Annotated in this window: 17 protein-coding genes and 1 pseudogene; 9 read left to right on the forward strand and 9 right to left on the reverse strand. The window is 62.3% G+C overall.

Translation table 11 applies throughout. The annotated features are described in order from the left end of the window. Positions 1-220: 220 nt before the first annotated feature. Positions 221-391 carry a hypothetical protein gene (locus WG208_RS11670; protein WP_337171537.1) on the forward strand — a complete coding sequence of 57 codons (171 nt, stop codon included), beginning with the start codon at positions 221-223 and terminating at the stop codon, positions 389-391. 217 nt (positions 392-608) lie between these two features. On the opposite strand, the gene WG208_RS11675 is transcribed toward WG208_RS11670, so the two are convergent. The 4 genes and pseudogenes from WG208_RS11675 to WG208_RS11695 form a co-directional block, all read right to left on the reverse strand. Further along, positions 609-1,514 (reverse strand): hypothetical protein, encoded by a 906-nt coding sequence (locus tag WG208_RS11675; protein WP_337171538.1) that lies wholly within the window; start codon positions 1,512-1,514, stop codon positions 609-611. A gap of 198 nt (positions 1,515-1,712) precedes the next feature. Next, the gene (locus WG208_RS11680; RefSeq protein ID WP_345786992.1) at positions 1,713-2,855 is read right to left on the reverse strand and encodes a carboxymuconolactone decarboxylase family protein; all 1,143 of its coding nucleotides are present in this window, start codon (positions 2,853-2,855) and stop codon (positions 1,713-1,715) included. Next, positions 2,852-3,870: pseudogene (locus tag WG208_RS18790) on the reverse strand (alpha/beta hydrolase). Before WG208_RS18790 ends, WG208_RS11680 begins: the two are co-directional and overlap by 4 nt. A gap of 34 nt (positions 3,871-3,904) precedes the next feature. Further along, entirely contained in the window at positions 3,905-4,939 is a 1,035-nt protein-coding gene (locus WG208_RS11695; RefSeq protein ID WP_337171542.1) for an alpha/beta fold hydrolase, read from the reverse strand. 188 nt (positions 4,940-5,127) lie between these two features. On the opposite strand from WG208_RS11695, the gene WG208_RS11700 reads away from it, so the two are divergent. From WG208_RS11700 to WG208_RS11710, 3 genes are all read left to right on the forward strand, one after another. Then, positions 5,128-6,054: a LysR family transcriptional regulator gene (locus WG208_RS11700; protein ID WP_337171543.1), complete on the forward strand. Its 927-nt coding sequence runs from the start codon at positions 5,128-5,130 to the stop codon at positions 6,052-6,054. A gap of 51 nt (positions 6,055-6,105) precedes the next feature. Then, positions 6,106-6,846: a dihydrofolate reductase family protein gene (locus tag WG208_RS11705; RefSeq protein WP_337171544.1), complete on the forward strand. Its 741-nt coding sequence runs from the start codon at positions 6,106-6,108 to the stop codon at positions 6,844-6,846. Between the two features lie 157 nt (positions 6,847-7,003). Then, positions 7,004-7,582: a hypothetical protein gene (locus tag WG208_RS11710; RefSeq protein WP_337171545.1), complete on the forward strand. Its 579-nt coding sequence runs from the start codon at positions 7,004-7,006 to the stop codon at positions 7,580-7,582. Between the two features lie 19 nt (positions 7,583-7,601). Here WG208_RS11710 and WG208_RS11715 read toward each other — a convergent pair whose 3' ends face one another. From WG208_RS11715 to WG208_RS11735, 5 genes are read right to left on the reverse strand one after another with little or no spacing between them, the layout of a single operon-like run. Beyond that, positions 7,602-7,946, reverse strand: a complete 345-nt coding sequence (locus WG208_RS11715; RefSeq protein ID WP_337171546.1) for a DUF2200 domain-containing protein — start codon at positions 7,944-7,946, stop codon at positions 7,602-7,604. 11 nt (positions 7,947-7,957) lie between these two features. After that, positions 7,958-9,601: a type I restriction-modification system subunit M gene (locus WG208_RS11720; protein ID WP_337171547.1), complete on the reverse strand. Its 1,644-nt coding sequence runs from the start codon at positions 9,599-9,601 to the stop codon at positions 7,958-7,960. Then, complete coding sequence (locus WG208_RS11725; protein WP_337171548.1) at positions 9,598-10,608, reverse strand: virulence RhuM family protein; 1,011 nt, start codon at positions 10,606-10,608, stop codon at positions 9,598-9,600. The genes WG208_RS11720 and WG208_RS11725 overlap by 4 nt, the downstream gene beginning before the upstream one ends. Further along, entirely contained in the window at positions 10,605-11,840 is a 1,236-nt protein-coding gene (locus tag WG208_RS11730) for a restriction endonuclease subunit S (RefSeq protein ID WP_337171549.1), read from the reverse strand. Before WG208_RS11730 ends, WG208_RS11725 begins: the two co-directional genes overlap by 4 nt. Continuing rightward, positions 11,830-14,916, reverse strand: a complete 3,087-nt coding sequence (locus WG208_RS11735) for a type I restriction endonuclease subunit R (protein WP_337171550.1) — start codon at positions 14,914-14,916, stop codon at positions 11,830-11,832. Before WG208_RS11735 ends, WG208_RS11730 begins: the two co-directional genes overlap by 11 nt. Positions 14,917-15,722: 806 nt before the next feature. Here WG208_RS11735 and WG208_RS11740 point away from each other — a divergent pair. From WG208_RS11740 to WG208_RS11760, 5 genes are all read left to right on the forward strand, one after another. Then, positions 15,723-19,187, forward strand: a complete 3,465-nt coding sequence (locus WG208_RS11740; RefSeq protein ID WP_337171551.1) for a hypothetical protein — start codon at positions 15,723-15,725, stop codon at positions 19,185-19,187. 306 nt (positions 19,188-19,493) lie between these two features. After that, entirely contained in the window at positions 19,494-19,697 is a 204-nt protein-coding gene (locus WG208_RS11745; protein WP_337171552.1) for a hypothetical protein, read from the forward strand. 112 nt (positions 19,698-19,809) lie between these two features. Beyond that, complete coding sequence (locus WG208_RS11750; RefSeq protein ID WP_337171553.1) at positions 19,810-20,154, forward strand: hypothetical protein; 345 nt, start codon at positions 19,810-19,812, stop codon at positions 20,152-20,154. 220 nt (positions 20,155-20,374) lie between these two features. Next, positions 20,375-21,826, forward strand: coding sequence for a TolC family protein (locus WG208_RS11755; protein ID WP_337171554.1), 1,452 nt, complete (start codon positions 20,375-20,377; stop codon positions 21,824-21,826). Continuing rightward, on the forward strand, positions 21,823-23,019 hold the full coding sequence (locus WG208_RS11760; protein WP_337171555.1) for an efflux RND transporter periplasmic adaptor subunit: 1,197 nt from the start codon (positions 21,823-21,825) through the stop codon (positions 23,017-23,019). Before WG208_RS11755 ends, WG208_RS11760 begins: the two co-directional genes overlap by 4 nt. Position 23,020 lies beyond the last annotated feature (1 nt).

The raw sequence follows: 23,020 nt of genomic DNA on the forward strand, positions 1-23,020 counted from the left end.
GCGTGAACGTTCCTCGAATCGGTCCCATACCCAATCGGTCCGTGAAGGCAACAAGGTTGATCCCATCTGCGAATGGACCTTCGATCTTTGCCGAGGGAAAGCGAATACCGCCGAATAGACCGGATCGATACGCCGCCTCACCGAGTTGCTGCGTAACGGGCAAGGGTCCACCTGACTTCATCGCCCGGGCCTGCGCACGGCGCCACGGCCCTCGGAGTTCTTGATCCGTCGCACCCAATCGGGCCTGAACCACTGGATCCGTCAGATCGAGGACATCCGTCAGAAGGCCCTGCACGCAAAACACACCGTACGGAACGTGGTCATGATAGATGAATTGATCGCCGACCTCGAATACTGCTCCAACCTCGGCCAAGGCCGTGATGGGATTTGAAGCCAGATAGAGCGACGAGAACGTTCCCTTGGGGGTGAACCGCGCGCCAGTCATCGCCGCCCCACCTCCCCATAGAGGCTGCGGTGGACTTCCTGCCGCCGCACCTGGTGGCGGCCCTTCCAAATGATGGAGAGCCAGCACTCGAGCCCAAGGCCCATAGACCTCCACACGGGTGATGGTGGAAAGCGCCTTCGTGACCTCGTCCAAAGAATGCACGCTACGCCCCCAAACCGAGCTGTGCACCCTCCAGAAGCGAGACCACGGCGTCCACCTCTCCCGCCATGATCACAGCCAGTGGTGATGCTCCCTCCAGGTCGCCACGAGGCCGGTTGAGCCAGGCGCGGCGCACTCCGTCATCGGGCAAGCTGTCGTGGAGCATTTCCAACACCCGAGCAACCGGCTGCAGCGCGCGCTGATATGGCTGGGCACTTGGTGCGCGGTGTACCGCAGACGGGCTCAGCTCCAGCGCCTCACAGAGCGCTCGAAGCGACACGCCCAACTCGTTCGCAATCTGTCGGGCGTGAAGTCTTCCCGATTGCTCATCATACAGTGCAAGCCACGGCGTACGAAAAGGATCCTCGATCTGGCTCACGGGCTGTCGACGCTCGCGTGGAATACCGACGACAGTGGGCACATCACGAGTGCCAGGCAGCGGATGCGGAGTGCCGGATTCGTGATGTTCTCCGAGCAACGACCGCACCCGATGTCGCAGAAGCTCACTGCCCCCCGCCACACCGGTCGCGGCTGAGGTCACGTAATCGTTCGCCCCCGCTTCCAACACCTGCACGACGATCTCTTCAAAACGTTGATCAAGATACAGAGTACCCTGCGAAGCAGGCTCCTCCATGAATGCCGCAAGAATAGGCGCAGTAGGCGCCGCTTCGCGTACGGTACGCAACGTACGCAAAACGATGGTCGCTTCTTCCTGAGACACCATGCTCCCACTCGCATCGAGCAGCACCACGGTTTCGGTGCCCTCGACGTCCTTCAATCCCGGTTGCAGGTCGTTCGACAGATCCACCACCTGGATTGATCCGCCCGGAAAAGAAGCGCGGACCAATTCAGCCAGATCTCCATCGTCCTCGTCTTTGGTGTGAACCACTGTGATCGTTGTGGTTGGCATCGCCTCTTCCCTCGCTGTCTACATTTTATATACAAACAATAAACATTATATACCCTTCCGACAAGTAGCCGATAAGGTACCGGGACCCATCAATGAGCTGAGCCTGCAGGTGGCACCAGTGGTGGGTAGACGGGTCGATCCAGCGTCTTCGACCTCATGAAGCGAAGGGGACATGCTGCAACGGCTCGTGCTGCGGGACTATGCTCGAGCCAGATGCTGATCCAACGCTTCCCGTGCGCGCTCGGCGGCTTCGATGTCGCCCCCGTCGATCAGCACCTGGATGAGTTGACGCAATTGCGACGTGGTCAGGCCCACCAGCAGGCTGGCCGCGATATGGGAACGCAGTTGCGATTCGACGCCAGGGGTCGCGGCCAGCGCACCGACGGTGGCCAGCTCACGGCTCTGCCAATCGAGGTTGTCACGTTCGAAGATGTCGCCGAACAGGTGCGCCTGCAGGTATTGGTTGATGACAGGTGCGAATTCGAACACCGGCCCTTTGACCGGAACGCCGGAGATCCTGGTCTGGTTCGCCGTGCCGACCGCGATCAATGCTTCGCCGGTTGGAATCGGCCGACCGGGTTCACGTCCTGGTGCATCCTGAATGCCGCGCTGCTTTCTCGCTTCGATCACGTTCATCAGTTTGCCCAAGGCGTTGAGACTGCGCGGGAATCCAGTGTAGGCATATAGCTGCACCAAGATTTCCTTGGCCTCACTGACAGTCAGGCCCGCGTCGAGTCCGCGGTTCAAGACGATATCGAGTCTCGGCATATCGCTCGTGGCCATGGAGGACGCGATCAGCGGAATGGCCTGTTGCCTGGCGGAGAGTGTGTCGGACGAGATTGGAGGGGTGTTGTATTGCTCGTCGGACACCTGTTCCAGCCAGTCCACGCTCTTGCCATCGACGGCCCCGGTCACAGCGAGATGCGTCATTGCCGTATTCGGCGCAGCACCGTGCCAGTGTTTGACGCCAGGCGGGCACCACACCACATCGCCAGGGCGGATGACCTGCACGGGTTTGCCCCACTCCTGTGTGAGTCCCTCACCGGAGGTCACCACCAGTCGCTGCCCCGCCGGATGCGTATGCCAGGCAGAACGCGCTCCGGGATCGAATGTCACATAGGCGCCCGACGCGTTGATGCTCTCGTTGACGGAAAACAAAGGATCGACCCGAGCCTGGCCCGTGAAATACTCCGCCGCACCGAAGGTAGAGGCTTGTTCACCCGCGCGTACGATCTCCTGTGCAGGTGCAGCAATGGGTGCACGGGCTTTCCCCTGCGCATCGGCTGGGCCCGGGACAGCGGCGGCAGTACACATGGCGATCCTCCAGAATGAAGTGTTCATACAGAACGGAACCACACCGTTCTTGCATAAAATGGCTTCAGCTTGCCCATCGCAGCCTCCACGTATTTGGGAACCCAGTAGGTCTCGATATGTGTTGCCCCATCGATCCTGAACAGTTCCTTGTCCGTGGTGCCGGTGGCCTTGGCGAAGGCGTCCTCGGTCATGTACAGGCTGTCGGCCTTGCTGCCGGCGAGCATCAGCAGCGGCTGCTCGATCAGGTCGATCTGATCCGTCGCATCCCAGCGCATCAGATCCAACAAGCTGCTGGTGGTGTACTTGAAGGTCGAGCCGGGACAGGCATGCGTCCTCCAGTAGTACTCGTAGCCCTGTCGATACATCTCGAACGGCAACGCGGCGATCTGCTCATCCGTCATGTCGGCATCGCCGGAATAGAGAATCGTTCCGCCGGCCTTTTCCTGGGCGCGTGCGTCCGACGCCTGCTTCAGACGTTGCTGGATCGTATCCAGTTGCGAATCAGCAAATCCATTGCGACGAACCCGTCCGGAGTTGAACATGCTGAGCGTCGCAATCGCCTTGAAGCGTTTGTCGGCCTTTGCCACGGACAATGAGTAACCACCGCCACCGCAGATGCCGAGCAGTCCCAGGCGCGCGGCATCCACCCCGGATATTGGGTGATGAAGTCCGCCGCGCCGTGGATGTCCTCGATGCGAAACTGCGGCTTGTCAGTGCTGCGTGGTTCGCCACCACTACCGCCCTGATACGCGGCGTCCATCGCGATCGTGATGTAGCCCAGTTCGGCGAGGGGCTGCGCATACAAGCCGGCGACCTGCTCCTTCACTCCACCGTTCGGGTGCGCCACGACGATCGCCGGATTTTGCTTCTGCGCATCGTAGTTCGCCGGGGTATAGACATTGGCAACGATATCCAGACCGTCGAGCTGGTACTTCACGGGATGGATATGGACCTTGCCCGGCTCGTTCTTCGTGAGGGCGCCGCGATAGACCAGCCCGAACGGATTTTGCGCGTGGTCGGCGACGGTGGGGGAATCAGTCATGGCGTGAATCCTTCTGAGGAGTACTGGTAGCGAATCAATCGAGATGCTTCTCCGCCAGGAACCGGGATACCAGGTCCGCGATCTGCACGTTGTTCAGATCGGACATGAGAAAGTGTGTGTTGCCACGAATGCCGATCTCGGGGAGATGCACCAGCCGGGCATCCCCACCATGCCGGTTGACCGTATTCACCCAGAGACGAGCCATGGCGAGTCGCACGCGCCAATTGTCCTGTCCGCGCTCCGCTGTGGGCTCGATCGGAAAATTGTCTCCGTAGTAGATCACGATCGGGATACGGGTGAGCTTCTGGAAGTCCTCCCGCGATGCCATTTCGGGCGACAAAGTACCCGCGGCACTCGACATCACCGGAGGCAGTTCGCCGTCGGGGAAGATGAAGCCGCTTCCCGGCTCGAACGCGACGATTGCCTTGACGTTCGGATTTCTGATCGCCGTCAGCCAGCCTGGCCCACCGCCCTGCGAGTGGGTGAACAGGATGGCCGGTCCGGTCCGGACGAGCAGCGCCGACATGGCCTCCGCGATCACCCTGGCGTCGTACGGACCGGTATTGGGCGTGACCGAGCGGAAGAACTGCTCCAGCGTCTCCGGCCGTCGATCGAATTGCACGTTGTCGAAATAGCTCGGCCACTTGCCGATGCGGAATTGATCGAAGAACAGCTGATCGTTGGGCGTCGGCTCGATGGTGGCTGCTGCGGTGCTGTTGCCCGCACGCCCGCGCCGCGGTTGATCGACCAGATACACCGGAAAGCCACGCCGGAGAAAAATGGTCTGGAACCCCTCGCGGCCATCTGGCGTGGTCTCCCAGCTCCGGGCCGACTGAAAGGCACCGTGCAGCATGACGATGGGAATCGCCTTGGGCTGTTCGGGGATCTGGTAGAAGGCGTAGAGATGGTCGCCGTGGAAACTCTGTCCTTCCGCCGTCGGCGCGTTGTTGTTGTAGGTGCGCGGGGTGGTCAGAGTGGTTCCACCGGCCGCGAAACTGCCCTGTGTATGAATCCGCAGCGGACCGGCAGTGCCGTCGGGAACACGGTGATGAGTGGCGCAGGCCGTCATCAGAGTCGTCAGGGCGAAAGTCCGTAGAAGCGCGCGCGTATACACCATCATTCCCGATGCTCCAGTCGAAGCCAGCTCTTCCGGGTGAGTGATATACCCGGGCATGTGAGCCAACCTGCGTAAGCTGCCCTACCGACACCGCCCGATGCACTAGCGATCGCCGACCGCACTGGTCATTTTTCCGTCCGATGGCAGACGAACTGGACGGCATGGCGACCTTTGTCGAGGTCGCGGAAGCGAAGGGAATCCGGGCCGCTGCCGAGCGCCTGGGCGTGAGCCACTCGGCCGTGAGTCAGACCCTGCGGCGGCTGGAGGAGCGCCTGGGCGTCGCGCTCGTGCAGCGCAGCACACGCAGTGTGCGCCTCACGGAAGCCGGTGAACGGCTCTATGCATCATTGCGACCCGCACTCGAGGAAGTGCGAGCAGCGGTTGCGGCGGTCGGAGAGCTGGGGGATGCGCCGCGCGGCACGCTCCGGTTGCACGCGTCCACCTTGGCCGAGACGATGATGGGCGAGTCGCTGCTCGCAGAATTCCTCGCCGAGTACCCGCACGTGCGACTCGACCTCGTCGTGAGCGACGCACCGGTCGATATCGTCGCCGAGGGCTACGACGCCGGTATCCAGTTGGGTGAGGTGATCGACAAGGACATGATCGCCGTGCCTGTCACCGGCGACCTGCGTCTTGCCGTCGTGGGTGCGCCGTCCTATTTCGCGCGGCTCGGTATTCCGAAACATCCGCGCGAATTGGTGGAGCACGACTGTCTCAACTGGCACCCGACGCCTGGCACATCGCCCTATCGCTGGGAGTTCACGGAGAATGGACGCGATTTCACCATTGCCGTGCCGGCGCGCGTACTGTCCACTCACGCCGGATTGAACCGCCGGCTGGCAAGTGCCGGACTCGGTGTGACGATGGCGTACGAGGCCAACGTACGCGATTTCCTCGCGCGTGGGGAATTGATGCGTGTGCTCGAACGCTACTGTCAGCCGTTTCCGGGGTACTATCTCTACTATCCCCAGCGCCGGCATGCCTCGCGTGCGCTGCGCGCGTTGATAGAGCATGTGCGCCAGTGGCGCAAAGCGAGACAAGGCCGCAAGCGGCCTGCGGAGCGATGAGGAACGCGTCGTATGCTGGTCCGATTGACCTCAGCGAAGGGAGACATCAGCATGAAAGCAGAGAGTAGACCCATCGCCGCGAGCCGCCCCCACGTGATCTGCCACATGATGACGTCGGTCGACGGACGTATTCTCGTCGATGGCTGGCCGCTATCTGACGAGGGCAGACGGCAGTACGAATTGATCCATGAGAGTTATGAGCCAGACGCGTGGGCCTGCGGCCGTGTGACGATGGAGCATTTTGCCACGGGTACGCGATCCGCTGCGGAGGTGGCCAGTGAATATCGTGGCGCGGCACGCGAGGATTTTGTGGCGCGGGGCGATCACGGTTCCTTCGCCATCGCCATCGACCCGCTCGGCAAGCTGGTATGGCAATCGGGAGACCTCGCGGGCGATCATGTGGTTGCGGTGCTCACGGAGCGTGTGTCCGACGAGTATCTGGCCTTTTTACGCGAGCGCGGTGTGTCGTACCTGCTCGCCGGTCACGACGATCTCGACCTGGGGCTTGCCCTCGAGAAGATCGGTGCGCGACTCGGCGTCCGCACGCTCATGCTCGAGGGCGGTGGCGGGATCAACGGCAGCTTCTTGCGGGCAGGGCTCGTCGACGAACTGAGTCTGTTGGTGGCGCCCGTGGTGGATGGGCGGGTCGGCACACCGGCGCTTTTCGACGTCGTGGGCGAAGGGGTTGCGCCGCGACGGCTGGTGCTGCGGGATGTGGAGCAACGGCCCGGTGAGCTGCTATGGGTGCGGTACCGCGTGGAGGCGTCGGCGGGATATCGCGCGGCTCCCTGAGTAGACGACGTCCAGAGCATCCCCTGCAGATTTCTTCCGGACGGTGACGCCTGGCATGGCAATTCTGCGCAATGGATGGAGGAGGCCACCGCAGCCGTCCGGATATCGGGCCGCCCGTGGCCGCGCTGGCAACCCTCTCCCCTTCGTCCGGGCCACCATGTCCTTGCGTCTCGCGATCTCCGGTGTCGTACTGACCTCGCTGCTGCTCACGTCATGTGGTGGCAGCAGCGACGCCACGGGCCCCTCGGCGCAGTGCGCGGTCACGCCGCCACGAGGCACCATGACGGCGCAGGTGAACGGCGCCGCGTTCACCGCCAACTTCAGCACGACCGCGACCATCACCAACAGCACCAGCCTCGGCCCGAACATCGTGCAGGTATCCGGCGTGGGTTGTGTCGACGGGACAGCCACCCGTACGCAGCAGATTCTGATCACGATCGGACGGCTCACCCCCATCACGGCTGGCACCTATCGACTCGATGCCGCGGCGCAGCAGCAACCGGCCGGATCCGGCTATTCCGGCATCGGTCAATTCGTATCGGCACCCAACCTCTGGTATGCCAACCTGAGTGACGCGGCCGGTGCGGGCTCTGGCTCGGTCACGTTCACGACCGTGACAGCGACACGTCTGGTGGGGACATTTTCGATCGTCTTCGTGGCCGCGAGCAGCAACGCCGCCGGCAACACGGGCCGCGTCACGGCCACCAGCGGCGCATTCGATATCAGTACGCAATAGCCACGACGAGGACGCAGGACTATCGGAGGATCTTCTCCATGGCTTTCCCCTTGGCCAGTTCGTCGACGAGTTTGTCGAGCCAGCGGATCTGCTGCATGAGCGGATCTTCCACGTTTTCCACGCGCACGCCGCACACCACGCCCTTGATGAGGGCCGTGTTGGGGTTCATGGCCGGCGCTTGGCCGAAGAAGGTCTGAAAGTCCGTGCCGGAGGCGAGGTGCGCCTCGAGCGTCGCCTGATCATAGCCGGTGAGCCAGCGGATGATCTGGTCGACTTCGTCCTTGGTCCGGTTCTTCTTCTCCGCCTTGGTGACGTAGTGCGGATAGACGCCGGAGAATTTGCTGGTGAAGATGCGGTGGGTCATGTACGAAAGAGTCAGGATGCCTGTGACGGGGTATCATCGCCTGTTGGCAGCAACGGCAACCCCAGTTCCCGCAGGAATCCGTTGTGCGTGTTGCGCGCCCTCTGGATCTCCTTCTCGATCTGCAGGAGCGCCTGGCTTGTCGCCGCCAGATCGATTTCCTCCTCGGCCACCGCCGTGCTGATGTAGCGGGAGATGTTCAGGTTGAAATCATTCTTCCTGATTTCGTCCATCTCTACCCGCCGCGAATAGCGTGGCGCTTCCGTGCGGTGCTGGTACGTGTTGATGATGCTCGCAATGTGCTCGGGCCTGAGCTGGTTCTGACGCTTGCCCTTCTCGAAGTCCCCGGCAGCGTTGATGAACAGCACATCGTCCGGCTTCTTGCACTTCTTGAGCACCAGAATGCACACCGGAATACCGGTGGAGTAGAACAGATTCGCCGGCAGGCCAATCACGGTGTCGATGTGGCCGTCCTCGAGCAGCTTGGTGCGAATGCGCTCCTCGGCTCCGCCCCGGAACAGCACACCGTGCGGCAGGATGATGGCCATCACACCTTCGTCCTTCAGGTAGTGGAGGCCGTGCAATAGAAACGCGAAGTCGGCGGCCGACTTGGGCGCGAGACCATGACTCTTGAAGCGCACGTCGTCGCCCATGCTCTCGCCCGGGGTCCAGCGGTAGCTGAACGGCGGGTTGGCCACGATGGCATCAAAAAGCGGCTTCCGGGCCGGGTTCGGCTCGCGCAGCATGTCCCACTCGTTCTGCAGCGTGTCGCCGTGGAAGATCTCGAACTCGGTGTCCTTCACCCCGTGCAGCAGCATGTTCATGCGCGCCAGGTTGTAGGTCGTGATGTTCTTCTCCTGGCCAAAAATCCTGCCAATGGTGCCGCCCGCCTGGCTCATGCGCTTCCGCACATTGAGCAGGAGTGAGCCGGAACCGCATGCGAAGTCCATCACACTTTCCAGACGCTTCTTCGGGCCCGCCTCCGGCGCGTGGCTGTCCAGCGTGACAATGGCCGAAAGGATATCGGAGATCTGCTGCGGCGTGTAGAACTCGCCGGCCTTCTTGCCCGACCCAGCGGCAAACTGACCGATCAGATATTCGTACGCGTCACCCAGCGCATCGACGTCGGCGGAAAACTCGTTCAGCCCTTCGGCAATCTTCTGAATGACGGTGCAGAGCTTGGCGTTCCGCTCGGCGTAGGTCTTGCCGAGTTTGGGCGAACCCAGGTCGATCTCCGAGAACAGCCCCTGAAAGGTGCTTTCGAACGATTCCGTCTCGATGTATTCGAAGCCCCTTTGCAGCGTTTTCAGCAGCTCGGCGTTCTGGGTGCGGGCCATGTTGGCGACGCTGCTCCAGAGGTGCTCCGGCTTGATGACATAGTGCACCTTGCGCCGCATCTGCTTTTCGAACTCCGGGATGTCGTCCCGGTTGTTCGCATACCACAACTCCAGCGGCACCTTGCGGGCATCGCCGCCGGTGTCGGGGTAGTCCTTGCCCAGTTCCTTCCTCGCTGCCGTCTCGTAGTTGTCCGAGAGGTAGCGCAGGAACAGAAACGACAGCATGTAGTCGCGAAAATCGTCCGCATCCATCGCCCCGCGCAGATCATCGGCGATCTTCCAGAGGGTGTTGCCCAACTGCTTCTGATTGGCCTCGGTCATGACTTCGCGCGTCGCTTGATGGTGTGCTCCAGGGCCTCGAGGTCGGCCGCGTCCTGCTGGTCGGCCGCCTGGGCCTCGCGTGTTCTGCGCTCCTGGTCGAACGCGAGATACAGCTCGCCCGTGCGCGCCTCCATCTGGTCGTGACTGATGGAGCCCGCGTGGGTGAGCAGCGGGAATCCGTTGGAGCTGATGATCTGATCCACGTTCTGCTTCCAGAATGCCATGCGCGTTTGCTGCTTGCTCTTGGCGCGCAGCTCGGCGGTTTCGAGAAAGATGACCACCAGCCGGTTCAGGGTATCGATCTCGTCTTCGGTCAGGTAGTTCTTCGCGACGATGATATCGGTCTTGCGCACCTTGTCGCCCTTCCAGGTGAGCAGACCAAAGTGCCGGTCGGCCGGATTCGCGCGGGTCGTGACCAGTTCGGCGGCGGTGCGCTGGGTCACGGCATAGATGAGCAGAGTCTGCACGGTGGCGAAGAACTGCTGCGTGGCCGAATCGGTCCTGTCGTAGTCGCTGGACAGTGCGAAGAGATCGCGCACCTTCTGGTAGAAGCGCTTTTCCGAGGCCCGGATGTCCCGGATGCGCTCCAACATCTCGTCGAAGAAGTCCGGGCGGCCGTCCGGATTCTTGAGGCGTTCGTCGTCCATGACGAAGCCCTTGACGAGGTATTCCTTGAGGACGGTGGACGCCCAGCGGCGGAACTGCACCCCGCGCGGTGAGCGCACGCGGTAGCCCACGGCGAGAATGGCGTCGAGATGGTAGAGCGTGACCGGGCGCTGCACCTCGCGGGTGCCCTCGATTTGAACTACCGAGGATTCCTCGGTAGTTGCGGTCCGGTTCAGTTCACCATCCCCGAAGATGTTCTTGAGATGCAGTCCGACGTTGTCGGCGCTGACATTGAACAGCTCCGCCATTTCACGCTGAGTCAGCCATACAGTGTCGTCCTTCGCCCGCAACCTGATCTGACTGCGCCCATCGTCCGTGGTGTAGAGAATCAGGTCGTTCATACGTCAGCGTTCATCGGGGATGGAAAAAGCTGCTGCATGAGGCCGCGCTTGTGACGCTTGAGGGTCTCCAGCTTCTTGGTCTCGGCGGTGATCAGGGCGTCGAGGCTGCTGAGACACGAGGCGATGCGCTGCTGTTCGGCCACGCGAGGGTGCGAAATGGGGATGCGATCCAGCATTGCCTTGTTCAGCTTCGGCTGAGCCATTCCCGTGAGGTAATCGTCAAGCTTGATCGAGTTGAGATAGACCTCGACGAACTTCTGCGAGCAGACGTGTTCAAATCTCAGAACGTGGGCGTGATTGTTCACCCATGTCTTTCCGGAGATTGAGAATGCAATTGGGTTGGTTCTCGCAACTAAGTTGGCCCCGTCCTCAGAAACGCACAGCAAGTCCTCATCAAAGAGGAAACCTTCGACGTAATCAACAACACCCGACGCTCCATAGTATGGAACTTCACCCGCCTTTCTGGAGCTCGAGGTAATTGGAACACGCCTGTTGTCGAGATTCTCCGCAATCTCGCCAAGCAGCTTCTCCTGCCAATACCCGTCGTTCTGGAATTCGGGGAAGCGAAGTCGGGGTTGGCTTTCCCCTTCGCGGGGGAACAGTTGCTGCATCAGCCCCTTCTTGTGGGTCTTGAGCGCGTCCACTTTCCGCGCTTGCGCCGCGATCAGCTCATCCGCCGAACTCAGGCACTCAGCTATTTTTTGTTGTTCGGCGGGGGATGGGAGTGCGACCATACACTCCAGAAACGTGTCAACTTGGATGCGCTTCGCCTTTCGGCTACCGTCCGCGGCTTCGCCGACTCTCTCGTAGAACGCCTTTCGTTTGACATACTCCAGCAGGAACACCGGATTCATGCCTCTGGAGATATCGAAGGACGGTAAGTCCACCGTTGATTCGAAGCCGTCCAAGTGCTTTGGAACGATGCCGAATGCTTGATTCAGAAAATCGAGCTTGCTGTAGATGAATTGTCCGGCTTTCCGACGATAGTACTGCGTATTCACACTTCCCTGAGTGGCCTCGTGTTTCTCGAAGACGCCGTTTCCCCAGAGTTTGACTGTGATCTTTTTGGCGACGTCCCCCTTGCTTCCAGCGAGGCGGCTTTCGGTGAGGAAACGACCCAATCGTTCCTCCGTCCATCCCTCAGCCCCCCGAAACTCCGGAAACCGCAGCCTCGGCACCAACGCAACCTTGCCGTCGCTCTTCGCATCAGCGGCCTTCTTCTTACTGCTCATACGCACTCAACCCCGAGATCTCGCGCACCTGCGCACGCTTGGTGAGCAGCGGATACAGGTCCGCCATCAGGCCCAGTTCGGCGTCCTTGCGCGCCTTCCAGCCAAGATCGAGCGGCGCAAACAAGTCGCCAAGTCGCTCGGCATCAAAAATCATTCGCTCCAACGTACCGTCGACAAATTTCTGCAGCTCGTCAGCGGTGAGCCCGTGCTTCTCTGCCAACGCCGCAACTTCCGCCACGCTCTTCTCCACCTTAAAGCGAGCATAACCCTCGCGGATGGCGGGTTCGCTCAACCCCTCCCCCGCTTTGAGCGTGCCGATGTAGGCCGCAATGTCCTCACGCTCGTCCATGAACTTGGCGTCCGAGCTGATGAGGCCAATGAGCTGCTCGCGGGTCATCTTCGACCTGCTTGGCCCTTGCGCCGAATAGCGGGCAATAAGACCCATGATGTAGTCGTAGTCGATGACCGCCGAGGCGAACAGCACGAACTCGAAGTCGAGCTGGTCGGCAGTTGTGGAACCGGCGTTGTCATCGCCCCGGGCCTTGCCCTGCTGCTCGCGCAGACGCTGCGCCGTCTCCAGATACGCGCCCTTGAAACCACGATGCTGGGCATCCGGCAGCACCTGCTCGATGGCGACCTTGTCGCCGTCCGTGAGGTCGGTGTACTGGTCAAGCTGCGTCTTGAGCCGCTGCACTTCCTTGAAGCGCTCGATGAACACGGCACGCGCGGCGTCGCCCCTGAGATTGGGCACCGCCTCGGGCGCGGTTTCGAGCCCCTGTGACTTCATGAAGTTGTCGAGCTGCTGCACGGCGGCCTGCAGCTTCCCGATGACCACCGGCGCCTTGTCCACCAACCAGATTTCCCGCGCCTGCTGGCTGGTCTGCTCGCCGGAGAACAGCGCGATGGCGGCGTCCACGGCGTCCTGCTGCTGGCGGAAGTCGAGAATGTTGCCGTACGGCTTACTGCCGTTCAGCACACGATTCGTGCGCGAGAAGGCCTGAATGAGCCCGTGATGCTTCAGATTCTTGTCGACGTACAGCGTGTTGAGATACTTGGAATCGAAGCCCGTCAGCAGCATGTCCACCACGATGGTGATGTCGATCTTCTGCGCGTGCGGGAAGTCGCTATTGGGCCACTGCTGGTCCTTGATGCGCTTCTGCACGTCCTGGTAGTACAGATCGAATTCCCCAATGGCGTGATTCGTGCCATATCGCGCGTTGTACTCGACGAGAATGTTCTTCAGCGCGGCTTTCTTGCCCTCGGGGTCCTGCTCGTTGTCGATCTTCTCCTGCGGCAGGTCTTCCTGAATCTGCTGCACATCCCGGTCGCCCTCGGCGGGCGGCGAAAAGACGCAGGCAATGTTGAGCGGCGTCCACTCGGGGTCCGCGGCCTGCCGCTCCACCTGCATGATCCTGAACAGGCCGTAGTACTCGATGGCATCGTTGATGGACGCCGTGGCGAGAATGGCATTGAAGCGGCGTCCGGCGGTGGCGGTGTCGTGCTTGGCCAGAATGGCCTCGATGACCGCGCGCTTGGCGATGCCTTCGCCCGGCTTGGGCGCCTTCTTTCCTGCCTCTTCCCGGGGCTTGAAGTAATCCACGTGGAAACGCAGGACGTTCCCGTCCTCAATGGCGTTCGTGATGGTGTAGGCGTGGAGCCGCTTCTGGAACAGGTCCTCCGTGGTGCGCATGGAGGCCGTGTTGTCCTCGATCTTCTGCAGGCTGGCGTTTTCGTCGAAGATGGGCGTGCCGGTAAAGCCAAAGAGCTGGGCCCTGGGGAAAAACTCCTTGATCGCCTGGTGATTGTCGCCGAACTGCGAGCGGTGGCATTCGTCGAAAATGAAAACGATGCGTTTGTCCTGCAGCGGCTCCAGGAGTTCCTTGTACGTGGGCTGGTCGTTTCGCTTCCGCTGTCGGTTGCGCTTGCTGTCGGCATCCAGCGCGAGACCGAGCTTCTGAATGGTGGTGACAATCACCTTGTCGGCGTAGTCCTCCGAGCGCAGACGACGCACGAGGGCAGCGGTGTTGGTGTTTTCCTCCACGCTGCCTTCCTGGAACCGGTTGAACTCCTCGCGCGTCTGGCGGTCGAGGTCCTTGCGGTCCACCACGAACAGGCACTTGTGAATGTGCTCATTCTGCTTGAGCAACGTGGACGCCTTGAACGACGTCAGCGTCTTGCCACTGCCGGTGGTGTGCCAGATGAATCCGTTGCCGGCGTTGTCCTCGATGCACTGCATGATCTGCTGCACCGCATAGACCTGATACGGCCGCATGATCATGAGCTTCTGCTCACTCTGAATGAGCACCATGTAGCGGCTGAGGGTCTTGCCCAGTGCGCACTTCCCGAGGAAGCGGGCGGCGAAGTCGTCGAGGTGGGTGATCTTTTTGTTCGCCTCGTCGGCGAACTCGTAGATGGGCAGGAAGCGTTCGTCGGCGTTGAACGCGAAGTGGCGGGTGTTGTTGTTGGCGAAGTACCAGGTGCGGTGACGATTGCTGACGATGAAGAGCTGGAGGAAGCACAGCAGCGTCTTCGTGTAGCCGTTGCCGGGATCGTTCTTGTACTCGACGATCTGCTCCATGGCGCGGCGCGGGTTGATGCCGAGCGTCTTGAGCTCGACCTGCACGCAGGGCACCCCGTTGATGAGCAGCAGGACGTCGTAGCGGTGGTGACTGTTGTCCGTGTTGATGCGAAGCTGGTTGATGACCTCGAAGGAGTTCTTGCACCAGTCCTTGAGGTTGACCAGCGAGTAGTTCAGCGGCGTGCCATCATCGCGGGTGAACGCATTGATCTCCCGCAGGGTTTTCGCGGCCATGAAGACATCGGCAGTGACGATTTCGTCGAGCAGGCGCGCAAATTCGCTGTCGGTGAGGCGCACACGATTGAGGGCCTCGAACTTCTCGCGGAAGTTGCGCTCCAGCGCCGCGCGGTCGCGGATATCCTGACGATACGTGTATTTCAGGTTCTGGAGCGTGCCGATGAACCCGTATTCGATGGTGCCCTCGCGGACGACGGCGGGCGCTGCACCGACAGGAGCGGCGCTGGCTGGCGTGTCATTGCTGTCAGAAAGGCTGTACATGATGATCGAATATTGCGTGCAACGTGCGACGCTGTACAGCGCAGCATCGTGGGACGACGGAGGGGCGTCTCAACGCAACGCCGCCGGACCCTGAAGGCTCCGGCGGCGTTTGACGTGCTACGCGGACAACGTCGCCCACCGCCATATCTGCGCACCGAAAACCACCGAAACTGTCGCGTAAGGGACGAAGTTCCGCCATCATAACTGTCGCGACAGAGTATGTAGGTGAACAGCAATACAATAGTGCCGCGTGAGGGCGCGCCGGAAGTCGCTCTTCTCACGGATTGCCGACGCTGTCGATCCCGGTCCGACTCGCAAGCTGCTGGACGCCATCGGGCCGGAACTCCTCGCGGGGGTACCGCATCATCCCGCAGCCGATTCTGAGAGCCGCCGAAGGCGGTCGTGCGGAGTATCGACAAGTGCCTCGCGGACGAGAAACCCGAGCGTGTTCGCTTCATACTGGAGTGGATTTTGATCCCGGCGGACGAGGGCGCGCCCCACCGGCGGCACCGGGCTCCGCGTTGCGGCTGGGTTGAGTCGCGTCGGCAGGCCTCGTCGCTCATCATGAGGCCACCATGCCTGTGGAGGCGGGCGGGCATTCACTCGCGAGCCCTCGAAGGGCACGGAGGACGTCGAATTAACCACCCGCGCTGGGTGTCGTGGACAACACCGAACAGACTATGGAACCTTCTGGGTAACTTGTCCCCAGCGGAGCACGAAACGCAGTATCAACTGGCCCTATCTTCGGACTTGGCCGAAGTGGGATTCAACTAACTGAGTCCCCGGAGAACCCGGGGCGGTTCAGGATGACGGATCGACCAACCACCGGCAGTCCTCCCGATGACTCGCCATCACTCAATGCTCGCGAACGAGCGGTATATCGCGAATTGCAGCGACTCGACCCACAGCTCTCCGGCCTGTTCGCCAACGGACACGAGCTTATACGAGAGAACGGGGCGTCAATCGTGTATATGCTCGCCCATGCCGGACGCGAACTGAGTCGTGGGGTGATCAACGTGCTGACCGGCACGGTCGATGCACTTTCGGCTGATCGTGGACCTGACGCCAACACCGCCGAGGAGTCGCGCAGGGACAAATTCCGGATACGGATCGCCGGAGCCCTCCAGCTGACTGAGCCGCACGGTGTCGTCACGGCGTGGTTCGATGCGCACGGCGTCCTCACGGACAATTCACATTTCCATGCGAAGGGCCGAGACCTCGCGGCCGTTCGTTCAGCATTCCTTTGTCTTTCCGAGCTACTCTATGGCCGACTTGCCCCGTTCTTCGACGCATCGGCGTCGCTCGAGGCCTTGGCGACCATCGACCAGCCAACACCAAACGATGCGGACGCGGTGACCGCATTGCTCTCGCGTCCCCAGCTTCGTCGCCAATTCTTCTCCTCAGCGAGCTCGCCGGCATGGATATCACTGCTGGCGGAGCGCGGGCACTTCTCGACTCCTCCGGACCGCCTGATTGAGGCGGATGGACGCTGGCGGATGGTGGCGTGGCCGGAGGGCGATTTCCTGGCGCGCATGGCCGCGGACAGTCCGTCGGATGCGGTCGCCCAACTGCTGCAAGTACCGGCAGCAAACACGAATCCACTCGTCTGGGGCACACTTGTAGATGCAGCTCTCCTGCTGGACGAGCCGTTTGCGACACAGCTGGCGGAGCGGATCACGCGCGTCTTGCCAACGCTGCCGCCGGTCTATCTGCCCCACAGGGCCGTCAACCTGCTTGCGCACCTCGCGGGGCTCTCCAGCAGAAGTGCATTGCCTCTGCTCCGCGCTCTACTCAAGCTGCGGTCCGACGCGGACCGCGACGCTCACCTCAACACGTTGAGAGCGCAGGGGAGTATGCTCTTCCTGTCAGGCCTGTCGACCGAATGGACACTGGCCCAGCTCGATATTCACGAACTTCAACGGCTAGTCGAGCGCGCCTTACCCGGCCTCCTGCAATTCAATCCGCTCGCCACGTTCACGGCATTGGTCAAAGTGCTGCATCGGGCACTGTATCTGCTTCGGGGGGAGGGCGAAGATCGCGGTGATTGGGCGTCGAGTCAGACCTGGTGCCCGCATCTCGAGACGGCGAATAGCCACGACGACGTGCGGGCTGTCCTGCTTGGCGCCACGGTGCGGGCCGCGGTCACCGCCGCAGCGTGTAGTCCCGGTGACCTCAATGCGGTGCTCGCGGAACTCAGGCGCCGGCCTGGCGTCATCTGGCAGCGCGTTGCGTGGCATGTCCTCGCCGTAACCCCACGCGGGGCTCTCGATGCCGTCGAAGCGCTCATCGCGGGCGACTCATTACTCGAGTCGCCGTTCGGTTCCCGAGAAGCCGGCATGCTGCTGCGTGCGCACTTCGGTTCGGTCTCTCCGGAAGCGCGCGCGCGCTTCGCCGCGGCCCTCGTCCAGGGGCCGCCCCCCGACGAGATGCAACGCAGGGTTGCCTTCGACAAGGAGTGGAGGCCCGAGGAGCTCGGTCTGGACCAAAAGCCCATCTCCGATGAAGCGCGCGCCGAACGCATCAAGGACGCGTGGCAGCGTCGGCGGCTCCGCCTCTTTCACGCCGAACTACCACCTGAACTAGCCGAGTTGGCGAGCAGTCTGGGGCACATACCAATGACGCCAACGCGGGAGGAGCAGGCCAACGATGAGGGCGTAATGCTTAGCATGGGCGTGTCGAGCTGGGGCGGCCCGCCGAGTCCGAAGTCGGTGGACGAACTCAGTGCGATGACCCCGTCCCAACTCCTTGCATTTCTCGCCGAGTGGCATCCCGATGACTCCCTGGGTTCCGCACGCGACGCCCGGTGGTCGCTGAATCGGGCGCTCACAGAGTACGCAACGCGACATGTGGACGCTGCGGTGGATACGCTCAACATTGGAGTCAGCGAGCAGTTGGATAAGGCGCATGCAACTGCTCTGGTAGACGGCATTCGCGAGGCCGTCTCCAAGCCAACTGATGTGCCATGGCCTTCCCTCATTTCCGCGCTAACGGCGTTGCTGGAGCGGTGCACAACGGAGGCGCCTTCGCTCGAGCTCAAGGGGATTGAGGCGCGAGTGAGTCTCGTACAGTCAGTGATCCAAACACTAATCGCTGGCTGCAGCACGGATGTAATACCGGCTGAACATGTCGCGAGTATGCGCGGCATCGTGCAATCGCTTGCGAGTTCGCATCTCCCAACCATTGGGCTGCTACCAGATAGTGATCGCTGGCACGACATTGTCAGCCACGCACTGAACCGCCTTGGCGGGGATATTGTGCGTCTGCTGGTAAATGTTGGGTTGTGGCACTACCGCGTGGTACGAGGCGGAGATGGGAAAGGCGATGGCTCATGGACGGGACCGGAGGAGACGGTCACTGCGTGGGTAGATCCAATTCTTACCACGTTATTCGAGCTTTCGCGGCGTCGTGACGACGCGATCTCGATCTCGATAGCCAGGCAGATCGAATGGGTTCGGCTGTTGTCTCCGAATTGGGTGAAGGAGAACAGTGAACGCCTCTTCGCGACGGAAGGAGGCATAATCAACCCTGCTGCGAGAGCGATGGTTGAGGGGCCCGGGCCATGGCGGATCAGTATCATGGAATCGCGGCTGGTGCTCCGACAACTAGCGGTGGCGCTCGCGGCAATGCCAACCGACGATCACTCTGGTGACTCGCTCGGAACTGCATTGCTTTGGCGGTGCGTAGTTGGCTATCTGTGGGGCGTCTGGGACCGCGAGGAGCCTGACCAGATCCTTGAACTCGGGTTTGCAGCGACCACCGGGGAAGAGAGGGGGCACGTCTACTGGCGGATCTTTCGCGCGCTGTCCGATACGCCAGCGGCGGATCCTGAGTTCATGGCGCGAGCACTCCAACTCTGGCGCTGGCGCATCGCGGAGTTGAAGTCGATGGATCCCTCTGCGGAGCGCAATGTGGAAGCCGAAGGCTTGCTCTGGTTGCTGAGGTCCCCGCAACTGGATCCGGTCACTGTCGTCGCACTCGGGCTCGAGACGCTGAAACTTGGACCGTTCTCTGATCGTCTCGCCTCAGGCGCTTGGGAGCGAGCGTCGATACTCATGGCGTCCATACCCGTGCAGGCATTTGAGTTGTTCGAGCAACTACTCGAGCTGCAACTTCAGGCGGACTATGCGTATGTCCCGTTCGATTTGGTTGCGCCAGGTCTGCGGACGGCGCTCAGCATCGAGGATGCAGCCGTGCGAGAGCGTGCGCAGGCACTCATCCATCGGCTTGGTGAGCAAGGCCACCGCGAGTTTGGCCAACTGCTGAGAGAATGAGTGTCACGGCCAATTCGAGGTGCCTTGTCGCATCTCCGCATGTGAGGTGGACAATAAAGATGTCGGCCGTTGCGAGCGATGGCGCACCGAATTGTGCCTCACGCCGCGGCGTCGGCGACCGCGCGCACCACCTCCGCGCGTCGGCTGACAGTCAGCTGCAATACCGCACCGAAGACCGCTTGTCATTGGCGCCGGGCAAGGAGGGCTAAGCAGATGCGGCAAAGACCAACCGACTGACGACCGAAAGGGGTGCCGTCCCGACGGTGGTGATTCGTGACACGGCAGGCGTCCTCGGAAAACTCTACCATGCGCAACACCCCGCAGTATGCCATTGTGGACCCACTGGGTGTCCTGCGTTACGTGGGAGCCATCGACGACAAGCGGACATCCGCGGTGGCAGACGTGGCGGGCGCGAACAACTATGTCCGCGCGGCACTCGAGCAGGGGTTAGCCGGTAAGCCGATCGCCGTCACACAGACCCAGCCCTATGGCTGTACGGTGCAGGATTGAATTGGACTCCGAACGATCCCCGAGAGGCCGGGTGGGTGACACCATGCCGTCCTGCCTTGTCCGGCGAGCCTGCTGCCGTTAGGCTCCAACAAGCCCTCTAACCGCACCTCTGTTGATTCGCTGGCGTCGCTTCATCGCGTTCATGGTCATGTGCTGCCTCGCCTTGTATTCGGGTGAGGGGCTGATCGCGGACGCACATGATGGTGATGCCCAGGTTTCGGGCATTGCAGCCATCACGACGCAGGGAAGCGGGCCGGCGGACTCGTCGACGCCGGACGGTCCCGTGCATTCCCAGCATGTGTGTCATTGCTTGCACGCTCACGGCGCCGCCACTATGGTGAGTTCCGGCGATGCTGAATCGGCATTCGTGACCGCGAGCGCGCCGGTGGTACGCATTGCCCGCATTCCGGCGAGCACCCGTCTCGAGCCAAAGCTCCGTCCGCCGATCAACGGCTGACGTTTGACGGAACGCCTGCTGCGTGAGCCTCCGCAGCAAGGCGTTTGCTCACGCTCGGCATCCTGCCGCGCAATTCCGACAACCCGGCTTTCGCTCACCCCCACACCCGTGGTGCGCCGAAACAGCGCAGGCTCCGTGATCCCCACACCGGGATTCCACGGCTGCACGCGAGGCTTCCGCACCTCGGCTCCGGACCGCAAAGCCGAACGCCTCTCCAGACATGTCGTCAGTCGTAGGCCACCCGGCAGCGACGTGGCTTCGCGCGATCGTCTCGCGCGCCGCGTGCCTCGTCGGGGGCCCTTCTTTGCTGTTGCTGCCTGCGCTCGGCGCGGCAGCGGCACAGAACCGGGTACCACCCGATCCTCGCGAAGCAGGTTCTTCCGTACAGGGCGACAGCATCCGCCTGTCGTTGGAGCAGATGCGAAGCCTCGTGCTCTCCAGCGCTCCGGCCTATCTCGCCATTCGCGAGGAGTTCGCCGTCGCGCGGGGCGTGCTACGACAGGCATCAATCCTGCCGTTCAATCCGGACCTCGCGCTCAACATTCCGGGGACCGGGCCCACACAACCGCGGAATCCGGTCGAGATCAATCTCATGCAGGAAATCGAGTGGGCCGGCCAGCGCGGTCTGCGTCGTCGCGCCACGCGCGCCGGTGTGAGCCTCGCCAGCGCCATCATCTACGACGCTGCCCGCCAAAGCATCGCCGAAGCGTCCAAGGCATTCTATGCGGCCGAGGCATCGTTGAGACGCCTCGAAGTCGTGCGCGCCAGCGCGGAGTTCGGACGCCGCCTGCTCGAAGCCGTGCAGTTGCAGTTGCGCGAGGGGGAGATCAGCATACTCGAGGCGAATCTTGCCGAGATCGAAGCCGGGCGGGCGCGGGCCCGCGTGATCGGCGAACAGCGTCAGCAAACGGCCAGGCTGGTGGAGCTCAAGCGTGTCGTGGGCATGAGCGTGGATGCGAAGCTTGCCCTCGAACCCTCGGCATCAGCCTCCGACACGTCCGGAATGCCGGCAGTATCGGCCGCTCGACCCGTCGCACCGGTGGTGGACGACAGCGGGCAGGTGCGCGACCTCGATTCCCTGGTGAACGCCGCCATCGGCAATCGCGCGGACATCCGTGCCTTCGACGCCCAGATCAGTGAGGTCACACTGCGCGCGCAACTCACGCGACGGGAAGCGATCCCCAATGTGCGCCTGGGTGTGTACATGGAACGGATGCCCGGGGAGCAGGGACTGCGTCTCGGTCCGGCCTTCGGCTTTGGCCTCCCACTCTGGAACCGCAATCAGGGTACGGCGGACGCGCTGGCCGCGCGTAGACGGCAGCTCGAACTCGATCGGCGCGCGGCCGTCCTCCGGGTGCGCGCCCAGATCGTCACCGCCGCGAGCGCCTACGTCGCCACGGCCAACGAAATCGCGATCTATGCGCGCACGGTGCTGCAGCCGGCACGCACGAACGGCGCGTTGCTCGAGACGGCGTATCGCGCGGGCAAGATCCCGTTACCGACACTCCTCCTGCTCCGGAATCAGCTGCTCGATGCGGAGTTGGGCTATTGGGATGCGTGGCTACTCCGCCAGCAATCCCTGGTCGAATTGGAGTCCGCCCTCGGCGGGCCGGCCATCGCGCCATCGGATGCAGAATTGCCGTCGCTCACCACACAGGAATCCCACCGATGACCGATATCGATACGCATTCGTGGCACGCGCGCGGACGCCGTGCCATGACATGGCTTTACATCACGAGCTGTTCCGTCGTGCTGTCCGCTTGTGACACGGCGGACACGCCTCCCGGCGACTCCACCGAGGTGCACGCCGAAGCAGAGGGGAAAGCGCCGGACCATGTCGAGCTCGACACCACGCAGATCCGCCAGGGCGGCATCGTGGTTGAACCCGCTCCGTCGATCGCGAGCAGCACGCTGCCCGTGACAGGCGCCATCGGGTACGACGCCAATCGCGTCAGCCACGTGGGCTCGCGCACCAGTGGCCGTGTGATCATGTTGCGGGTGGACCTCGGCACGCGCGTGAAGGGTGGACAGGTGCTGGCAATTCTGGAGAGTCCGGAAGTCGGCCAGATCCGCGCCGAAGAAGCGGAAGCACAGGAGCTGGTGAAGATCGCCGGCGAGAATTTCGCGCGCGAACAGCGCTTGGCGGCGCAGGGCATTTCCAGTCGCAAAGAACTGCTCGACGCCGAAGCGGAACTGCGTCGCCAGCAGGCCCGCCTGCGCAGTGCCGAGTCGCGCCTGTCCGTGCTGGGCGCGGGGCACGGCAGCGACGGACAGTTCGCAGTGACCGCTCCATTCGACGGCGTGGTCGTTGCACGGGATGCCAGCCTGGGTGAAATGACCACACCACAGGACACCCTGTTCACAGTGGCCGATCTCAGTCGGGTGTGGATCGAGCTCGATATCTTCGAGCGTGACCTGCAGCGCGTGCGTGAGAAGCAGCGGGTGGTGGTGCGCACCACGGCCTTCCCGAACCGGACTTTCGAAGGACGCATTGCCTACGTGGGACCGGTCCTTGATCCGACGCGGCGCACCGTGCGAGCCCGCGTCGACGTGCCCAACCGGGATGGCTCCCTGCGTCCGGGCATGTTCGCGGATGCCGCCATTCAGGTCGGCACCGACGGGAACACGACCGTCGTCCTGCCGGTCGATGCCGTGCAGGACATGGAGGGCCAGAAGGTGGTATTTGTTCCGGGCACCAAACCGGGACAATTTGTTCCACAGCCCGTTGAGGTGGGCGACGCGGTGGATGATGGGCGCGTAATGGTTCGCAGTGGCCTGGCGGCAGGTGCGCCGGTGGTGGTGCGTGGGGCCTTCGTGTTGCGCTCGGAACTCGCCAAGGGCGAAATCGGCGAGCACGGTCACTAGG

Origin of the sequence: Gemmatimonas aurantiaca, assembly GCF_037190085.1 — a bacterium.
GTDB lineage: Bacteria > Gemmatimonadota > Gemmatimonadetes > Gemmatimonadales > Gemmatimonadaceae > Gemmatimonas > Gemmatimonas aurantiaca_A.

Bases quoted from the DNA above. Each gene is read 5' to 3' on its own strand.
- WG208_RS11675 (WP_337171538.1), bottom strand. From the start codon at position 1,514: ATGCCAACCACAACGATCACAGTGGTTCACACCAAAGACGAGGACGAT.
- WG208_RS11680 (WP_345786992.1), bottom strand. From the start codon at position 2,855: ATGAACACTTCATTCTGGAGGATCGCCATGTGTACTGCCGCCGCTGTC.
- WG208_RS11695 (WP_337171542.1), bottom strand. From the start codon at position 4,939: ATGACGGCCTGCGCCACTCATCACCGTGTTCCCGACGGCACTGCCGGT.
- WG208_RS11700 (WP_337171543.1), top strand. From the start codon at position 5,128: ATGGCAGACGAACTGGACGGCATGGCGACCTTTGTCGAGGTCGCGGAA.
- WG208_RS11705 (WP_337171544.1), top strand. From the start codon at position 6,106: ATGAAAGCAGAGAGTAGACCCATCGCCGCGAGCCGCCCCCACGTGATC.
- WG208_RS11710 (WP_337171545.1), top strand. From the start codon at position 7,004: ATGTCCTTGCGTCTCGCGATCTCCGGTGTCGTACTGACCTCGCTGCTG.
- WG208_RS11715 (WP_337171546.1), bottom strand. From the start codon at position 7,946: ATGACCCACCGCATCTTCACCAGCAAATTCTCCGGCGTCTATCCGCAC.
- WG208_RS11720 (WP_337171547.1), bottom strand. From the start codon at position 9,601: ATGACCGAGGCCAATCAGAAGCAGTTGGGCAACACCCTCTGGAAGATC.
- WG208_RS11725 (WP_337171548.1), bottom strand. From the start codon at position 10,608: ATGAACGACCTGATTCTCTACACCACGGACGATGGGCGCAGTCAGATC.
- WG208_RS11730 (WP_337171549.1), bottom strand. From the start codon at position 11,840: ATGAGCAGTAAGAAGAAGGCCGCTGATGCGAAGAGCGACGGCAAGGTT.
- WG208_RS11735 (WP_337171550.1), bottom strand. From the start codon at position 14,916: ATGTACAGCCTTTCTGACAGCAATGACACGCCAGCCAGCGCCGCTCCT.
- WG208_RS11740 (WP_337171551.1), top strand. From the start codon at position 15,723: ATGACGGATCGACCAACCACCGGCAGTCCTCCCGATGACTCGCCATCA.
- WG208_RS11745 (WP_337171552.1), top strand. From the start codon at position 19,494: ATGCGCAACACCCCGCAGTATGCCATTGTGGACCCACTGGGTGTCCTG.
- WG208_RS11755 (WP_337171554.1), top strand. From the start codon at position 20,375: ATGTCGTCAGTCGTAGGCCACCCGGCAGCGACGTGGCTTCGCGCGATC.
- WG208_RS11760 (WP_337171555.1), top strand. From the start codon at position 21,823: ATGACCGATATCGATACGCATTCGTGGCACGCGCGCGGACGCCGTGCC.